Raw genomic sequence first — 14,337 nt, forward strand, 5'->3', positions numbered from 1 at the left:
CCTCGGTGACGAGCGGCGCGGGTGGCGAGGCCACGACGACACGGCACATCACCTGCGTGCTGTGCGAGGCGTCCTGCGGTCTGCAGGTCGCCCTGCGCGGCGACGAGATCGTGAGCATCAAGGGGCACGCCGAGGACCCGCTGTCGCGGGGCCACATCTGCCCCAAGGGCGTGGCGCTCCAGGACCTGCACACCGACCCGGACCGGCTGCGGCGGCCGGTGAAGAGGGTCGGCGACGAGTTCGTCGAGATCGGGTGGGACGAGGCGATCGAGCTCGCCGCGGACCTGCTCCACGGTGTGCAGAAGAGGCACGGGCGCGATGCGGTCGCGACCTATCTCGGCAACCCCAACGTCCACAGCGTCGGCGCCCTGACCCACGTCACCGCGATCCCGCGCACGCTGCGGAGCCGGCACGTCTTCAGCGCGACGAGCGTCGACCAGCTGCCGCACCACGTCGTGGCGTGGGCGATGTACGGCCACCAGTTCCTCCTCCCGGTGCCGGACATCGACCGGACGCGGCTGCTCGTGCTCGTCGGGACGAACCCGATGGCGTCGAACGGCTCGCTGTGGACGGTGCCCGACTTCCCGGGCCGCCTGCGCGAGCTGCGTTCTCGCGGTGGGCGGCTCGTCGTCCTCGACCCGCGCCGCACCGAGACGGCGGCGGTCGCCGACTCTCATCATTTCGTGCGTCCGGGCACCGACGCGACGGTGCTGCTGGCGCTCGTCAACGTCGTCCTCGCGGAGGGGCTGGCGCGGCCGGCGGCGTACGTCACCGGGATCGACGAGCTGCGGGTGGCGGTCGCGGACTTCACGCCCGAGCTCGCGGAGTCGGTGAGCGGCGTTGCGGCAGAGGTGATCCGGGCTCTGGCACGCGATGTCGCCGCGGGTTCGGCGGCGGTGCACGGGCGGATGGGGGTGTCGACTCAGGAGTTCGGCGTGCTGTGCCAGTGGGCGATCCAGTGCCTCATGGCGATCACCGGCAACCTCGACCAGCCCGGCGGCACCATGTTCACGACCCCGGCGATCGACATCGTCGGGCGAGGGTTGGTGGGGCGCGGCCATCGGGGCCGGACGCACTCGGCGGTGCGTGGGCTGCCGGAGTTCGGTGGCGAGCTGCCTGTCTCGGTCATGGCCGAAGAGATGGAGGGGCCGCGGCAGGCCATCCGCGGGCTCATCACGATCGGGGGCAACCCGGTGTCCTCGACCCCGGCGGGAGGTCGGCTGTCGGAGCGGATGGCCGAGCTCGAGGCCGTCGTCGCGATCGACCCCTACGTCAACGAGACGACAAGGCACGCGCAGGTCATCCTGCCGCCGACGGGCCCGCTCGAGCGCGACCACTACGACCTGATCTTCCACACGCTCGCGGTGCGCAACACGGCCCGGTGGTCACCGGCGCTGTTCGAGCGGGGGGAGGACCAGCGGCACGAGTGGGAGATCGCGCGCGATGTGGTGCTCGCGCTGGGGCGCCTCGGTGGTCGGCGGATGCCGCTCAAGCAGCTGGTGCGGCTGCGCGCCTCCCCGCGTCTCACCATCGACGTGCTGCTGCGGTCGAGCCGTCGCGGGCTGTCGGTCCGGCGGCTGGAGCGAACTCCGGGCGGGGTCGACCTCGGCGCGCTCGAGCCCAGGCTGCCGGAGCGGCTGCGGACGCCGGAGCGCACGGTCGTCCTCGCGCCTGCGGTCGTGACGGACGGGCTGTCGGCGCTGCGCTCGCGACTGCCCGCGCTGAGGCGCGCGGCGCACAGCGACGACCTGCTCCTCATCGGCCGCCGGCACCAGCGCGACAACAACTCGTGGATGCACAACACCGAACGGCTCACGAGGGGGAGGCCGCGCCACCAGCTGCTCATGCACCCCGACGACCTGGCGTCACGCGGGATCGTCGACGGTTCGGTCGTCACCGTGACCTCCGAGGTGTCCTCGCTCCAGGTCGAGGTCCGCGCGACCGACGAGGTCATGCCCGGCGTGGTGTCGCTGCCCCACGGCTACGGCCACCGGCGTCCCGGGGTCCGGCTGAGCCGGGCCGTCGAGGTGCCGGGGGTGACGATGAACGACCTCACCGACCCGGCCCGGGTCGAGGGCGTGTCGGGCAACGCGGTGCTCAACGGCGTGCCCGTCGTTGTCACACCTGCGGTGGCTGTCTGACCCTCGAGTCGAGGGAGTCGTTCTGGTCCGTTTGGGCTGTGCCACAACCGAATTGGCTGTGGACAACTCCACTCGATGTCATCGAACAGGTGTACTATTGGTGCATGGGGACGGGGAGAGAGTCGAGCGACGGACCAGTGGTCCAGATCCGCTCCGTCCTGTCCGCGTTGGCCGACTTCGCCGCCGAGGGGCTCACCGAGGCCGAGCGGGTCGAGGCGGTGGCCGCGCTGGAGTCGCTCAAGGGTGCGACCGCGGCTGCGCAGGCACGGTTGACCGCTGCCGCCGTGGTGGACCGCGAGCAGCTCGGTGAGGACTCCCGGAGCGTGCGCGCCGACCTCGCCCTGGCACGACGGTGCTCGCCGACGCTGGCTGACCAGCACGTCGGCGTGGCCCGCGCACTCGTCGAGGAGATGCCCTCGACGATGGGCGCTCTTGAGCGCGGCGAGATCAGCGAGCGTCGCGCCACGATCGTCGTCCGCGAGACCGCCTGCCTGAGCAGGGAGCACCGCGCCGAGGTCGACCGGCGCCTCGCCCCGACGATCGGCACGCTGAGTGACAAGGCGCTGGCCGCGGCCGCACGCCGGGCGGCGGCGGCGCTCGACTCGGAGTCGCTCGCCGAGCGCAACCGGCGGGCCGTCGCGGGTCGACGAGTGTCCGTGCGACCTGCGGCCGACGGCATGGCGTGGTTGTCGGTCCTCGGCCCCATGGCCGAGGTCATCGGTGCCCACGTCGCCCTGGTCCGCGCCGAGGGACAGCGCCACGTCATCGACGCCGATCTGCCACCCGCCGAGTGGGAGGCGGCAGCCGCCGCAGCTCGTGACGACACGCGCGGCAAGGGTGCCTGGCTCGCGGACCGGGCCCTCGAGCTCCTGTCCGGACGCGCGAAGGGGCAGCCGCAGGCGGTCGAGGTCGACCTCGTCATGACCGACCGCACGCTGCTTCCGGCTGCCTTCGGGGGTGGCCGACCCGACGACGACGTCGCCGTGGTCCCCGGCTGGGGTCCGCTCCCGGGCTGCGAGGCGCGGGACCGGGTCGCTGCCCTCGTCGAGTCGGGCGTCACGGTCTGGCTGCGTCGGCTCTTCACCGACCCGACCGGTCGTGATCTCGTCGCCATGGACTCGACCCGGCGACGCTTCCACGGCGGCCTGCGCCGGTTCCTCGAGCTGCGCGACCCCACCTGTCGTATCCCGTGGTGCGACGCCCCGGCCGTCGAGGTCGACCACGCGGCAGCCGTCCATGCGGGTGGTGCTACCTCCGGCGGCAACGGCGAGGGCCTGTGCCAGCGTCACAACCTCGTCAAGGAGCTCGACGGCTGGCACGTCCGGGTGGAGTCCACCGGCCTCGACGGCACGGGAGCACACGGCATACGGATCCAGACACCGACAGGTCGCACGCACGACTCGACCGCCCCGCCGATCCTGGGGGAGGGCTGGGAGTCGCAGCCCGTCGATGCGCACCCGCCGGACGACGCGGACGAGCTCGGCGAGCGCTTCGGTGACTGGATCGACCACGCGCGCGAGGGCCACTACTGGGCCGCCTGACGACCCTGCACCTCCAGTGAGCCATCCCACTGTCCGCCTAAGCGTGCGCTCACCTAAGGTCGGGGGATGGACTTCTCACCGTCGGCGCGTTCGCTCGACCTCGCGCAGCGTGTCCGCGCCTTCGTCGACACCGAGATCGAGCCGGCCGAGCGGGTCATCGCCGCCGACATCGCGGCCCGCCGCGCGGCCGGTGAGGACCCATGGCCCGCGCACCCGCTCATCGCCGAGCTCCAGGGCAAGGCGCGCGAGCAGGGCCTGTGGAACCTCTTCCTCCCGGCCAGCCACGAGGGTCCGTATGCCGTGCAGTTCGGCACCGACGGCGGCTCCGGTCTGTCGAACGCGGAGTACGCCCCGATCGCCGAGGCGATGGGCCGCTCCTTCTCCGCGCCGCTGGTCTTCAACTGCAACGCCCCCGACACCGGCAACATGGAGGTGCTGCTCAAGTACGGCACCGACGAGCAGAAGGCCGACTGGCTCGAGCCGCTGCTCGACGGGCGGATCCGCAGCGCCTTCCTCATGACCGAGCCCGGGGTCGCGTCCTCGGACGCCACCAACATGGAGGCGACGGCCGTCATCGACGGCGACGAGGTCGTCCTCAACGGGCGCAAGTGGTGGTCGACCGGTGTCGGCAACCCGGACTGCAAGGTCGCGATCTTCATGGGCGTCACCGACCCCGAGGCGTCGCGCCACTCGCGGCACTCGATGGTGCTCGTGCCGTTCGACCACCCCGGCGTCAAGGTCGAGCGGATGCTGTCCGCCTTCGGCCAGCACGACGAGCCGATCGGGCACGGCGAGGTCTCGCTCACCGACGTGCGGCTACCCGTCACCAACATCATCGCCGGACCCGGCCGGGCGTTCGAGATCGCCCAGGGCCGCCTCGGTCCCGGCCGCGTCCACCACTGCATGCGCCTCGTCGGCCTCGCCGAGCGCGCGCTCGAGCTGGCCTGTGAGCGGGCCACGACCCGGACCGCCTTCGGCAAGCCCATCGCCAACCTCGGAGGCAACCGTGAGCGCCTCGCCCACGCGCGCATCGCCATCAACCAGGCCCGACTGCTCGTCCACCACGCGGCGTGGAAGCTCGACACCGTCGGAGCGCTCGGCGCCATGAGCGAGGTCAGCGAGATCAAGGTCGCCGTGCCGCAGATGGCGTGCGACGTCATCGACATGGCGATCCAGCTCCACGGCGGAGCCGGCATGTCCGAGGACTTCCCGCTGTCGGCGGCCTACGCCAACGCGCGTTCACTGCGCCTGGCCGACGGACCGGACGAGGTCCACCTCGGCGTCATCGCCAAGCTCCTCCTCCACCCCTACGCAGAGAAGGCGGGCCGCGCATGAGCCGCCGGGTCCTCATCACCGGCGGCGCCTCGGGTCTGGGCCTCGCGCTCGCCAAGGCGTTCGCCTCACGCGGCGACCAGGTCCTCGTGGGTGACCTCGCCGAGAGCCGTCCGGACAGCGTCCCGGACGGGACGGCATACCTGCGTCTCGACGTCCGGAGCCAGCAGGACTGGGACGGCGCCCTCGCCCACGTGCGCGAGACGTGGGGTGGGCTCGACGTGCTCGTCAACAACGCCGGTGTCGCGACCGGTGGCCGCATCGACGTCGAGTCCATCTCGGACTGGGAGCGCGTCCTCGACATCAACCTGCTCGGTGTCGTGCGGGGCTGCCAGACGTTCACCCCGATGTTCAAGGAGCAGCGCTCCGGCCACATCGTCAACACCGCGTCGCTCGCCGGGCTCGTGCACGGACCGGGGATGTCGTCCTACAACGCCGCGAAGGCCGGTGTCGTGGCCCTGTCCGAGACCCTCGGGTTCGAGCTGGCGCCGTGGGGGATCCACGTGTCTGCGGTGTGCCCGGCGTTCTTCCGGACCAACCTGCACCAGTCGCTCCAGGGCAAGGACACCGCCATGGAGGAGACCGCGCTCAAGCTCATCACCAAGGCGACGATGAGCGCCGACGAGGTCGCGGAGACGGTGCTCAAGGGCATCGACCGGCACAAGAAGGTCATCCTCACGGACCGGCTCGGCCGCCAGGCCTACTGGACCAAGCGACTGGTGCGGCCGGCATACGACCGTGTCGCGACCCGGGCGGGAGCGAAGCTCGCGCGGAAGTCCCGCGATGCCTGACGTCCCCTCTGTCCCGAGCAACGCCGTCAACGTGCGCGACGAGGACGCCTTCGACGTCGAGTCGTTGGCCACGTGGCTGCGCGACGCCGCCCCGGGCGAGGCCGGGCTCGAGGCGACCCCCGAGGTGCGCCAGTTCAAGGGTGGGGCGTCGAACCTCACCTACCTGCTGCGCTACCCGACCCGTGACCTCATCCTGCGGCGGCCGCCGCGGGGGACCAAGGCCAAGGGTGCGCACGACATGCGGCGCGAGAGCGACATCCAACGCGCGCTCGGGACCGTCTTCGACCGCGTGCCGCGCATCGTCGCGTGGTGCGGTGACGAGTCGGTCATCGGCTCCGAGTTCTACGTCATGGAGCGCCTTGTCGGGACGATCCTGCGTCGCGACGTCCCGGCATCGCTCGGCCTCTCGCGTGACGGCGTGAACTTGCTGTGCCGCAACGCTCTTGACACCCTCGTCGACCTGCACCAGGTCGATGTCGACGCCGCGGGGCTCGGCGACCTGGGCAAGGGCCCCGGCTACGTCGAGCGGCAGGTGACCGGCTGGTCGGCGCGCTACCGCAAGGCCCGCACCCCGAACGTCGGCTCGTTCGAGGGCGTCATGGAGTGGCTCGAGGCCAACCGGCCCGACGACGCCGGACAGGTCCTCATCCACAACGACTTCCGCTTCGACAACCTCGTCCTGGCCGAGGACGACCCCACGCGCGTCGTCGGCGTCCTCGACTGGGAGATGGCGACCGTCGGGGACCCGCTCATGGACCTCGGTGGCGCGATGGCCTACTGGGTGCAGGCCACCGACGACCCGGTGGCCAAGGCGCTGCGGCTCCAACCGACCCACACTCCCGGGATGCTGTCGCGGGTCGAGGCCGTCCGCTACTACTGCGACCGCATGGGCATCCCGATGGATGCCGAGCGGTGGCGGTTCTACCAGGTCTTCGGGCTCTTCCGCCTCGCCGTCATCGCGCAGCAGATCTACCTGCGGACCTATCGCGGCGAGACGACCAACCCGCAGGCCAAGCGAATGCGCTGGTTCGTCCTCTACCTCGACCTGCGGTGCCGGCTACTGGTCCGTCGGGCGCGCCGCGAGGCCCACCGATGAGCCGGATCATCCTCGTCCGCCACGGCCAGGCGTCGTGGGGAAAGAAGGACTACGACAAGCTGTCCGACCTCGGGCACGAGCAGGCTCGGACGGTCGGGGAGGAGCTCGCCGCCCGCGGCGTCGAGGCGTCGAGGGTCGTCACCGGCTCGATGCGCCGCCAGATCGACACCGGGGCCGGGCTGGTCGCCGGCGCCGGCTGGTCGATGGAGACCGAGACCGACGCCGCGTGGGACGAGTACGCCCACTCGGCGATCCTCACGGCATACAAGCCCGCCTACCGCTCGATGGCGCTCATGAAGGCCGATCTCGCGCGCACCCTGCGCCCGCACCGCGCCTTCGACGAGATGTATGCCGTGGCGACCGAACGCTGGGTCGCCGGCGCCCACGAGGCGGACTACGACGAGCCGTTCTCGGCGTTCGGTGAGCGCGTGCTCGCCGGGCTGAAGTCGTTGGCGGAGAACGTCGGTCGCGGTGAGACGGCGGTCGTCGTCAGCTCTGCGGGTGCGATCTCCTGGGTGGCCGCCGCATTGCTGGGCGGTGGCTCGGCGGTGTGGACGTCGTTGCAGCGTGTCATCGCGAACGCGTCGCTCACCACGCTCTCCGTCGGCGCGACCGAACCCGTGCTCCGCACCTTCAACGACACGTCCCACCTCGAGCGGGTGCCGGACCTGCTCACCACCCGCTGAGGAGAACCACGCTCATGACGACGACCCTCATCACCGGCGCCAGCTCGGGCATCGGCGCCGAGCTCGCCCGACAGCTCGCCGCCCGCGGTCACGACCTCGCGCTCTGCGCCCGCCGCACCGAACGGCTCGACGAGCTGCGCGCCGAGATCGTTGCGGCACACCCGGATCGGACCGTGGCGCTCAAGGCCCTCGACGTCACCGACGACGAGGCAGTGTTCCGGGTCTTCCACGAGTTCGACGAGGAGCTCGGTGGCATCGACCGGGTCGTCGTCAACGCCGGGCTCGGCAAGGGTGCGCCGATCGGCGTCGGTGGCTACGCCGCCAACAGGGCGACGGCGATGACGAACTTCATCGGCGCGCTCGCGCAGTGCGAGGCGGCGATGGAGATCTTCCGCCTGCGCAAGCGCGGCCACCTCGTCGTCATCTCGTCGATGTCGGCGATGCGCGGAATGCCCAAGACGGTGACGACGTATGCCGCGACCAAGGCGGGGATCGCCCACCTCGCCGAGGGGATCCGGGTCGAGATGCGCGGCAAGCCCGACCTCGACATCACGGTGTCGACGATCTACCCGGGCTACATCCGCTCGGAGATGAACGAGAAGGTCGAGCAGCGCACGAAGTTCATGGTCGACACCGAGACCGGTGTGCGCGGCATCGTCGAGGCGATCGAGAAGGGCGTCGAGTCGGCGCGCGTTCCGGCGTGGCCGTGGAAGCCCTTGGGGACAGCGATGCGTCACCTGCCGCTCGGGGTCGTCCGCAAGCTCACCTGACGAAGAGGAGTGCTGCCTGGTCGTCGCGCTCTGTACGCATGGCGCGGCGGACCAGACGAGCGGACTCGGTGAGGCCGGCGTCGCTCGCCCACGCGGCGGCTTGGTCTGCGGTGAAGAGGTGTCGCACCAGCTCGACGTCGTGTCCGAACCTCGCGTAGGCCGACGAGACGTTGCGCGTGCCCTCGCCCGCCTGGAAGGCGACGAGCAGGTGTCCGCCGGGCCGCAGGACCCGGGTGGTCTCGGCCCAGATCTCGGGCTGGTCCTCAGGTGCGGTGTGGATCGTCGAGTACCAGAGCACCACCCCGTCGAAGGTGCTCTCCGGGTGGGGGAGCTCGGTGAGGCGCGCGACGTCGAACTCGAGGTCCGGGTGGGCGCGGCGAGCCTGCTCGACCATGCCCGGGGAGAGGTCGACGCCCTCGACCCGGCAACCGCGGTCGGCAAGGTAGCGGCTCATCCGGCCGGTGCCACAGCCTGCGTCGAGGACCCTCGGGCTGGCGGTGCTCTCGGTCACGGCGGCGGTGAAGGCGTCGACCATCGCGAGGTCGAGCGGTGCCTCGGGTTCGGTGCTGGGGAAGTGGGCGGCATACGTCGTTGCGACCTCGTCATACGCACGTCGCACGGAGTCCGGGGTCGCCATGCGGTCATGCTCCCACTGCCTTGTGGCGAGCTCGTATGCCTTCCCGCCGCTACGTTGGATCGGTGACGCTGGACGAGATCGACGAGTTCGCGACCTCGCTGCCTGGCTGCAAGCGCAAGGGACATCCTGGGCGGGTTGCGTGGTACGTCGACGACCGGCTCGTGGTCCGGCAGGACGAGCCGGGGACGGTCCTCGTCCGCGTGACCTTCGAGGACCGCGAGCGGCTGCTCGAGGCTCACCCCGAGACGTTCGGGGTGCCACCGAGGTTCAAGGCGCACATGGAGGTCCAAGCCGACCTCGACGGAGACCCCGACGGCATCAAGGAATCCATCCGCCTCGCCTGGACCTCCCAGAGGAAGCGCTGAAGGAGCCGGTCACTCGGCCTCGTAGACGCACCAGTCGTAGGGGGCTCCGCTCTCGTATGCCGTGGGAGCCCGGTGCCGGAAGGCCTCCCGGCCAGCATGGGGAAGCACCTCGACGACATCGGCGGGGTCGACTCCCGGTGGCCAGTTCGGGAAGTCGACCGCATTGCCGACGACGAACGGCAGGGTCGACCCGTCACGCAGCCGAGCAGTGAAGACCGTGTGGCCCATGCCGGACTCTCCGGCTTGGTACAGGGTGTTGGCCCAGTGGACCGGGAGGCGCAGCGGGCTGTCCTCGATGCGCTCGATGTCGCTCAGGTCCAGAGTGGTCCGGCTCGATCCCCACACCCGTTCGAAGCTGACGGCCTCGACGAGATAGACGCGGTCGATCACGTCGCCGGACCCGAGCGTCACCCGGCACGGTGCGTACTCGCAGTGCCCGTCCGAGGACTTGGGCACACGGCTCAGCTGTTCCGCCAGGTGTCGGGGCAGTCGCATGCCGTGATCCTCGCATCGGCACGCTCGTCAGGCGTTGGTCCAAGTCCAGGCGGTGCAGCCGGTCATGGGGCCGTTCGCGGAGTAGTCCTTGCGGCAGGCGGATATCGCCACACGGGTCGTCCCACGAGGAAGCGAGATGTTCGAGACCTTGACGGTGCCGTAGCCGTTGGCGTTGCGGAAGATGAGAACGGTCCCACCGTAGCTGATCCTCGCGACGGCGGAGTAGCCGTCGCGCACGGTGTCGGTGATGAGCAGGCTGTTCTGCGCAGCGTTCCAGTAGACGCTCGACCCGTAGGTCGCGACACCCAGGTCGGCCGAGGCGTTGGCCGACAGCAGGAGCGCGGCGGCGCTCGTGGCGCCGAGAGCGGCGATGGTGCGCCGGCCGGAGAGAAGTCGCATGGTGAGTCCTTGTCGACGAGGTGCGTGCGAGTGCGGCCACGGGCTCGTGGCCGCACTCGGCACGCTAGGGACCCTCAGCCACCCGGCGAACCCAACGAAAGCGCGGACTTCGGCTCTCGATGCTGCGCCTGCGGCGAACCGCTGGCAGGCTCGGTGACGGCAGCGCCTGCGCTGTCCCGAGTTGTCAGCACCCGGCGCGTGGAGGGGCGCGCCGGGCGCCACGGCGAACGTCAGAGGTACTGGTGCATGACGTGCAGGCCGACCCGGCCGTGCGACGCACTGTCGAACGCCTCAGGAACCGTCCCGATGACGGTGAAGCCGAGCGACTTCCACAGCTCCACCGCAACGGTGTTGGTCTCGACAACGGCGTTGAACTGCATTGCGGCATAACCCTGCTCGCGCGCCCAGCCCAGCACCCACTCGCCCAAGGCTCGACCGACACCCCGACCACGAGCGGCCGACGTCACCATGAACGACGCCGTGGCGACGTGCGACCCGCGACCCGGCCGGTTCGGCCCGGTCTTGGCCGACCCCAGCAGCTCACCCTCGTCCGACACCGCGACGACGGTGATTCCCGGCGGCTGCTCCACCCACCAACCGCGCGCCTCGTCGAGCGAGAGCCCGACCGGGAACGCGTAAGTCTCGCCGGCCTCGACGACCTCGGTGAACGTCGGGAAGAACGCGACCCAGTCGTCCTCGGTGATCTCGCGAATGATCATGCGGTGGGGTCCTCCGGGACGGGGTCGGGCTGCACGGGGTCGAGGGGCGCGGGCTCGTCGCGCAGCCCGTGGACGAGAAGGGCCAGGGCCGCGGCATACGTCGCCATGATGGTGCCGGAGACGACGGCCCGTTGTCGCGGGGTTTTCGCCACGTGCTCGCCGACGATGATCGTCGCGTCGGACAGCAGGAACAGCGCTCCTCCCCACCCGACCGACCGTCGGCCCGAGCTCGTCGCGAGCGCCGCCATCGAACCGAGAAGCATCCCGTATGCCGTGAGCACCAGATCCGGTCGCGCCCCACCTTCCGTGTCGACCACCGCCAGCCCCACCAGCGTGCTGCCGACGACGGCGGTCGGCAGCGCACGAGGTCGCGCCCCATCGGCGAGGAGCAGCCGGACGAGCCCGGCCTGTTGCACCGCGAACCCGGCGGCCCCACGCTGCAGGAGCGCCCGCTGACGGTGGGCATCGCCCGCCCGACTCGACGCGTTCATGAACCAGTCGCCGACCGTCGAGCCGACGAGGGCGGCCACGAGCGTCGCGGTGCGCGACGTCGACCTCGCTCCCCGCGTCGCGACCACACCCGCGGCGAGGCTCGGCGCCAGCAGCAGCTTGCTCGCCAGGTGCGTCCGCTCACGACCGGCCACGGCGGCAGCCGTCGTCACGACCGCCGCCGGCACGAAGGCGAGCAGGCCCCGAGCCCTCATCGACGTGTCGTCGTGAACTCGAAGTCGTTCCCCTCCAGTCGCGACACGAGTGCGTCCCCGAACGCCACCGACGGCGTGAGCACCCCGCCACCGGAGTCGAGGTGGTCGAGCACCAGCGACAGCCCGGCCTGCCCGAGCATCACTGCCGTGCCGGAGTAGCCGGGGTCGTAGGGCGCGGCGACGCGGGATCGGTAGCGCGCCCGCGTGGTCGTCGTCGTCTCGACGTCCATGACGAACCGGCCGCGCTCCATCGTCTCCTCGGACGGGCCCTCGCCGGGCTTGGGCAGGACGACGTCGAGCAGCCGGCGCGTCGGTGCGGTCGACATCCCCGCGAACAGCCCGCCCAGGACGGCGGTCGTGAGGCCGGCCTTCACCGCACCCATCGGCCCGCTGCCGGTGTCCATGACCTCGTCGTATCGGAACTCCCGTCCGTAGGACCAGTTCGTCAGGGCGTTGCTGCGGCGGACGATGCGCGTGTTGAACGACGCCATGAAGAACGGCGCGACCCAGCGCTTCGTCACGGAGTCGTAGCGCGTCCCCGTCACGGCCTGCACCTTGTCGAGCAGGCCGAACTCGTCGGGGTTCGGGCGGTTGCGCGACGGCGGCTCGGCCGACCGGTCCGGCGACAGCCCGTGCGGGTCCGTGACGGCCTTGCGCCGCGCCGGGTCCGAGACCTCGATGGCCTGCTGCCGCATCGAGTCGATGGTGCCGCCGCTGACGCCACCTCGCAGGGTGCGCACGTGGAGCACGGTCTCGCCGAGCGTGCCCTCACCGTCGGCCGCGACACGCTGCGCGAGCCTCCACACCCCGAGGTCCGAGGGGATCGAGTCGAAGCCGCACGAGTGCACGATCCGGGCTCCGGTCCGCTCCGCCTCCTCGTGGTTGGCGTCGATGCTGTCGCGCACGAAGAGCACCTCGCCCGTGAGGTCCGCGTAGTGGGTGCCCGCGGCGGCACACGCGGACGCGAGCGGCATACCGAGCCTGGCGTACGGACCCACGGTGGTGACCACGACACGGGTGCGGGCTGCGAGGTCGGCGACCGCGGCCTCGTCCGTCGTGTCGACGACGAGCAGCGGCCAGTCCTCCACGCGGTGGGGCAGCAGGGACGCGCGCACCTCGGTGAGCCGGTCGAGCGAGCGCCCGGCGAGCGCGATCCGCACGGACGACGGCGCGTGCTCGGCGAGGTGGGCGGCGGTGAGCCGCCCGACGAACCCGGTGGCGCCCACGAGGACGAGGTCGAACTCCCGATCAGTGCTCATGTCCCCGAATCTAGGCGATGCCCTTGGGCCAGACCACGGTCGAACGATCCGGTGGGGCAGAGTGAGACGCATGTCGCGACGACCCCGGGTGCTGGCCATCGTCCAGGCGGGTGGCAAGGGCTCCCGCATGGACGTCCTCACCCGTGAGCGGGCCAAGCCCGCACTCCCGTATGCCGGCCAGTACCAGCTCGTGGACTTCGCCCTGTCGTCCTTGGCGCACAGCGGGATCAGCGACGTCTGGCTGTCGGTGCAGTACCTCGCGACGAGCCTGCACAAGCACGTCGCCAACGGGCGGCCGTGGGACCTCGACCGCACGCGCGGCGGGCTGCAGTGGCTGCCTCCCGAGGAGGGCAGCGGCGCCGCCTCGCAGGACGGGTTCAGCGAGGGCAACGCCGACGACCTCTATCGCAACCTCAAGAGCATCACCGACTTCGGCGCCGACGTCGTCCTCGTGCTCAGCGCCGACTCGGTCTGTTCGATCGACCTGCGCGACGTCGTCGACCAGCACCTCGACCGGGGCTCGTCCTGCACCATCGTCACGACCGAGGTGACCCGGTCGCAGGCGAGCGCGAAGGGTGTCGTCCGGGTCGGCCGGGGCGGGCGGGTCACGGGTTTCGACTACAAGCCCGAGGATCCGGCGGGCACCACCGTCGCCGCCGAGATCTTCGCCTACGACCCGGCCCGCCTCGCTCGGGCGCTCGAGGACTTGCGGGCCGAGCGGGTGGACGCCGCCGACGGCGAGGACTCCGGCCTCGGTGACTTCGGCGAGCACCTCGTCCCGCGGCTCGTCGCCGACGGTGACGTGCACGCCTTCGCGCTGCCCGGCTACTGGCGCGACGTCGGCACCCCGAGCGAGTACGTCGCCTCCCACCGCGACCTCCTCGCCGGCCGGGTCGACGTCATCGACGACCCGGAGTGGCCGATCCTCACCCGGTGGCCCGAGCTCCCGCCGGCACGGATCCGCAAGGGCGCCGTCGTCGAGGCGTCGGTCGTCAGCGCGGGCGCCGACGTCGCCGGCACCGTCCTCCGCAGCGTCCTCGGACCGGGTGTCCGCGTGGGCAGGGGTGCCCTCGTCGAGGACTCCGTGGTCTTCGCCCAGACGACCATCGAGGCGGGCGCCGAGGTCCGCGGCGCCGTCGTCGACTCGGAGTGCACGATCGCCCGCGGCGCCTGGGTCGGTGAGACGCCTCCCGGCACCCGGGTCGGTGACGACCGGATCGTCCTCGTCGGCCACGAGAGCCGGGTCGGTCGGAATGTCGTCGTGCCACCCGGCGCGCGGCTCGAGCCCGGTTCGACCGCCTGACCTGCGAATTTGCCCTGCGGCTCCCCGGTGTCGCCCCGCTCCTCAGGGGGTAGGAAGGAGGGACCGGCGCCGACCGGCTCCGGATGACCACAGGAGGTA

Annotated in this window: 15 protein-coding genes; 9 read left to right on the forward strand and 6 right to left on the reverse strand. The window is 71.3% G+C overall.

Going from position 1 to position 14,337, the window contains the following annotated elements:
* Positions 1-5: 5 nt before the first annotated feature.
* From ACSQ11_RS06905 to ACSQ11_RS06935, 7 genes are all read left to right on the forward strand, one after another.
* Positions 6-2,141 carry a molybdopterin-dependent oxidoreductase gene (locus tag ACSQ11_RS06905; protein ID WP_436004319.1) on the forward strand — a complete coding sequence of 712 codons (2,136 nt, stop codon included), beginning with the start codon at positions 6-8 and terminating at the stop codon, positions 2,139-2,141.
* Between the two features lie 104 nt (positions 2,142-2,245).
* A complete protein-coding gene (locus tag ACSQ11_RS06910; RefSeq protein ID WP_436004320.1) occupies positions 2,246-3,682 on the forward strand; it encodes a DUF222 domain-containing protein in 1,437 nt (478 codons plus the stop codon).
* A gap of 66 nt (positions 3,683-3,748) precedes the next feature.
* Positions 3,749-5,017, forward strand: a complete 1,269-nt coding sequence (locus ACSQ11_RS06915; protein ID WP_436004322.1) for an acyl-CoA dehydrogenase family protein — start codon at positions 3,749-3,751, stop codon at positions 5,015-5,017.
* On the forward strand, positions 5,014-5,805 hold the full coding sequence (locus tag ACSQ11_RS06920; protein ID WP_436004324.1) for an SDR family NAD(P)-dependent oxidoreductase: 792 nt from the start codon (positions 5,014-5,016) through the stop codon (positions 5,803-5,805). Before ACSQ11_RS06915 ends, ACSQ11_RS06920 begins: the two co-directional genes overlap by 4 nt.
* Positions 5,798-6,901 carry a phosphotransferase family protein gene (locus tag ACSQ11_RS06925; protein ID WP_436004326.1) on the forward strand — a complete coding sequence of 368 codons (1,104 nt, stop codon included), beginning with the start codon at positions 5,798-5,800 and terminating at the stop codon, positions 6,899-6,901. Before ACSQ11_RS06920 ends, ACSQ11_RS06925 begins: the two co-directional genes overlap by 8 nt.
* Positions 6,898-7,587, forward strand: a complete 690-nt coding sequence (locus tag ACSQ11_RS06930; RefSeq protein ID WP_436004328.1) for a histidine phosphatase family protein — start codon at positions 6,898-6,900, stop codon at positions 7,585-7,587. The genes ACSQ11_RS06925 and ACSQ11_RS06930 overlap by 4 nt, the downstream gene beginning before the upstream one ends.
* 14 nt (positions 7,588-7,601) lie before the next feature.
* Positions 7,602-8,357, forward strand: coding sequence for an SDR family oxidoreductase (locus tag ACSQ11_RS06935; protein ID WP_436004330.1), 756 nt, complete (start codon positions 7,602-7,604; stop codon positions 8,355-8,357).
* Here the strand turns inward: ACSQ11_RS06935 and ACSQ11_RS06940 are convergent.
* Positions 8,350-8,994, reverse strand: coding sequence for a class I SAM-dependent DNA methyltransferase (locus tag ACSQ11_RS06940; RefSeq protein WP_436004332.1), 645 nt, complete (start codon positions 8,992-8,994; stop codon positions 8,350-8,352). The genes ACSQ11_RS06935 and ACSQ11_RS06940 overlap by 8 nt on opposite strands.
* Before the next feature lie 62 nt (positions 8,995-9,056).
* On the opposite strand from ACSQ11_RS06940, the gene ACSQ11_RS06945 reads away from it, so the two are divergent.
* Positions 9,057-9,359, forward strand: a complete 303-nt coding sequence (locus ACSQ11_RS06945; RefSeq protein WP_436004333.1) for an MmcQ/YjbR family DNA-binding protein — start codon at positions 9,057-9,059, stop codon at positions 9,357-9,359.
* A 9-nt stretch (positions 9,360-9,368) separates the two neighbouring features.
* Here the strand turns inward: ACSQ11_RS06945 and ACSQ11_RS06950 are convergent, their stop codons facing one another.
* The 5 genes from ACSQ11_RS06950 to ACSQ11_RS06970 form a co-directional block, all read right to left on the reverse strand.
* Positions 9,369-9,854, reverse strand: coding sequence for a hypothetical protein (locus tag ACSQ11_RS06950; protein WP_436004335.1), 486 nt, complete (start codon positions 9,852-9,854; stop codon positions 9,369-9,371).
* A 27-nt stretch (positions 9,855-9,881) separates the two neighbouring features.
* Complete coding sequence (locus tag ACSQ11_RS06955) at positions 9,882-10,253, reverse strand: hypothetical protein (RefSeq protein WP_436004336.1); 372 nt, start codon at positions 10,251-10,253, stop codon at positions 9,882-9,884.
* A 230-nt stretch (positions 10,254-10,483) separates the two neighbouring features.
* Positions 10,484-10,972, reverse strand: a complete 489-nt coding sequence (locus ACSQ11_RS06960) for an N-acetyltransferase family protein (protein ID WP_436004338.1) — start codon at positions 10,970-10,972, stop codon at positions 10,484-10,486.
* Positions 10,969-11,676, reverse strand: a complete 708-nt coding sequence (locus tag ACSQ11_RS06965) for a lysoplasmalogenase family protein (RefSeq protein WP_436004340.1) — start codon at positions 11,674-11,676, stop codon at positions 10,969-10,971. The genes ACSQ11_RS06960 and ACSQ11_RS06965 overlap by 4 nt, the downstream gene beginning before the upstream one ends.
* Positions 11,673-12,935 (reverse strand): saccharopine dehydrogenase family protein, encoded by a 1,263-nt coding sequence (locus ACSQ11_RS06970; protein ID WP_436004341.1) that lies wholly within the window; start codon positions 12,933-12,935, stop codon positions 11,673-11,675. The genes ACSQ11_RS06965 and ACSQ11_RS06970 overlap by 4 nt, the downstream gene beginning before the upstream one ends.
* Before the next feature lie 70 nt (positions 12,936-13,005).
* On the opposite strand from ACSQ11_RS06970, the gene ACSQ11_RS06975 reads away from it, so the two are divergent.
* Positions 13,006-14,238, forward strand: a complete 1,233-nt coding sequence (locus ACSQ11_RS06975) for a glucose-1-phosphate adenylyltransferase family protein (RefSeq protein ID WP_436004343.1) — start codon at positions 13,006-13,008, stop codon at positions 14,236-14,238.
* The last annotated feature ends 99 nt before the right edge of the window (positions 14,239-14,337 follow it).

The organism is Knoellia sp. LjRoot47, from assembly GCF_964253435.1.
Classification (GTDB): domain Bacteria; phylum Actinomycetota; class Actinomycetes; order Actinomycetales; family Dermatophilaceae; genus Knoellia.

What these genes read in the sequence shown, in the direction of transcription:
- ACSQ11_RS06910 (WP_436004320.1), top strand. Translation starts at nt 2,246, where the DNA reads ATGGGGACGGGGAGAGAGTCGAGCGACGGACCAGTGGTCCAGATCCGC.
- ACSQ11_RS06915 (WP_436004322.1), top strand. Translation starts at nt 3,749, where the DNA reads ATGGACTTCTCACCGTCGGCGCGTTCGCTCGACCTCGCGCAGCGTGTC.
- ACSQ11_RS06920 (WP_436004324.1), top strand. Translation starts at nt 5,014, where the DNA reads ATGAGCCGCCGGGTCCTCATCACCGGCGGCGCCTCGGGTCTGGGCCTC.
- ACSQ11_RS06925 (WP_436004326.1), top strand. Translation starts at nt 5,798, where the DNA reads ATGCCTGACGTCCCCTCTGTCCCGAGCAACGCCGTCAACGTGCGCGAC.
- ACSQ11_RS06930 (WP_436004328.1), top strand. Translation starts at nt 6,898, where the DNA reads ATGAGCCGGATCATCCTCGTCCGCCACGGCCAGGCGTCGTGGGGAAAG.
- ACSQ11_RS06935 (WP_436004330.1), top strand. Translation starts at nt 7,602, where the DNA reads ATGACGACGACCCTCATCACCGGCGCCAGCTCGGGCATCGGCGCCGAG.
- ACSQ11_RS06940 (WP_436004332.1), bottom strand. Translation starts at nt 8,994, where the DNA reads ATGGCGACCCCGGACTCCGTGCGACGTGCGTATGACGAGGTCGCAACG.
- ACSQ11_RS06950 (WP_436004335.1), bottom strand. Translation starts at nt 9,854, where the DNA reads ATGCGACTGCCCCGACACCTGGCGGAACAGCTGAGCCGTGTGCCCAAG.
- ACSQ11_RS06955 (WP_436004336.1), bottom strand. Translation starts at nt 10,253, where the DNA reads ATGCGACTTCTCTCCGGCCGGCGCACCATCGCCGCTCTCGGCGCCACG.
- ACSQ11_RS06960 (WP_436004338.1), bottom strand. Translation starts at nt 10,972, where the DNA reads ATGATCATTCGCGAGATCACCGAGGACGACTGGGTCGCGTTCTTCCCG.
- ACSQ11_RS06965 (WP_436004340.1), bottom strand. Translation starts at nt 11,676, where the DNA reads ATGAGGGCTCGGGGCCTGCTCGCCTTCGTGCCGGCGGCGGTCGTGACG.
- ACSQ11_RS06970 (WP_436004341.1), bottom strand. Translation starts at nt 12,935, where the DNA reads ATGAGCACTGATCGGGAGTTCGACCTCGTCCTCGTGGGCGCCACCGGG.
- ACSQ11_RS06975 (WP_436004343.1), top strand. Translation starts at nt 13,006, where the DNA reads ATGTCGCGACGACCCCGGGTGCTGGCCATCGTCCAGGCGGGTGGCAAG.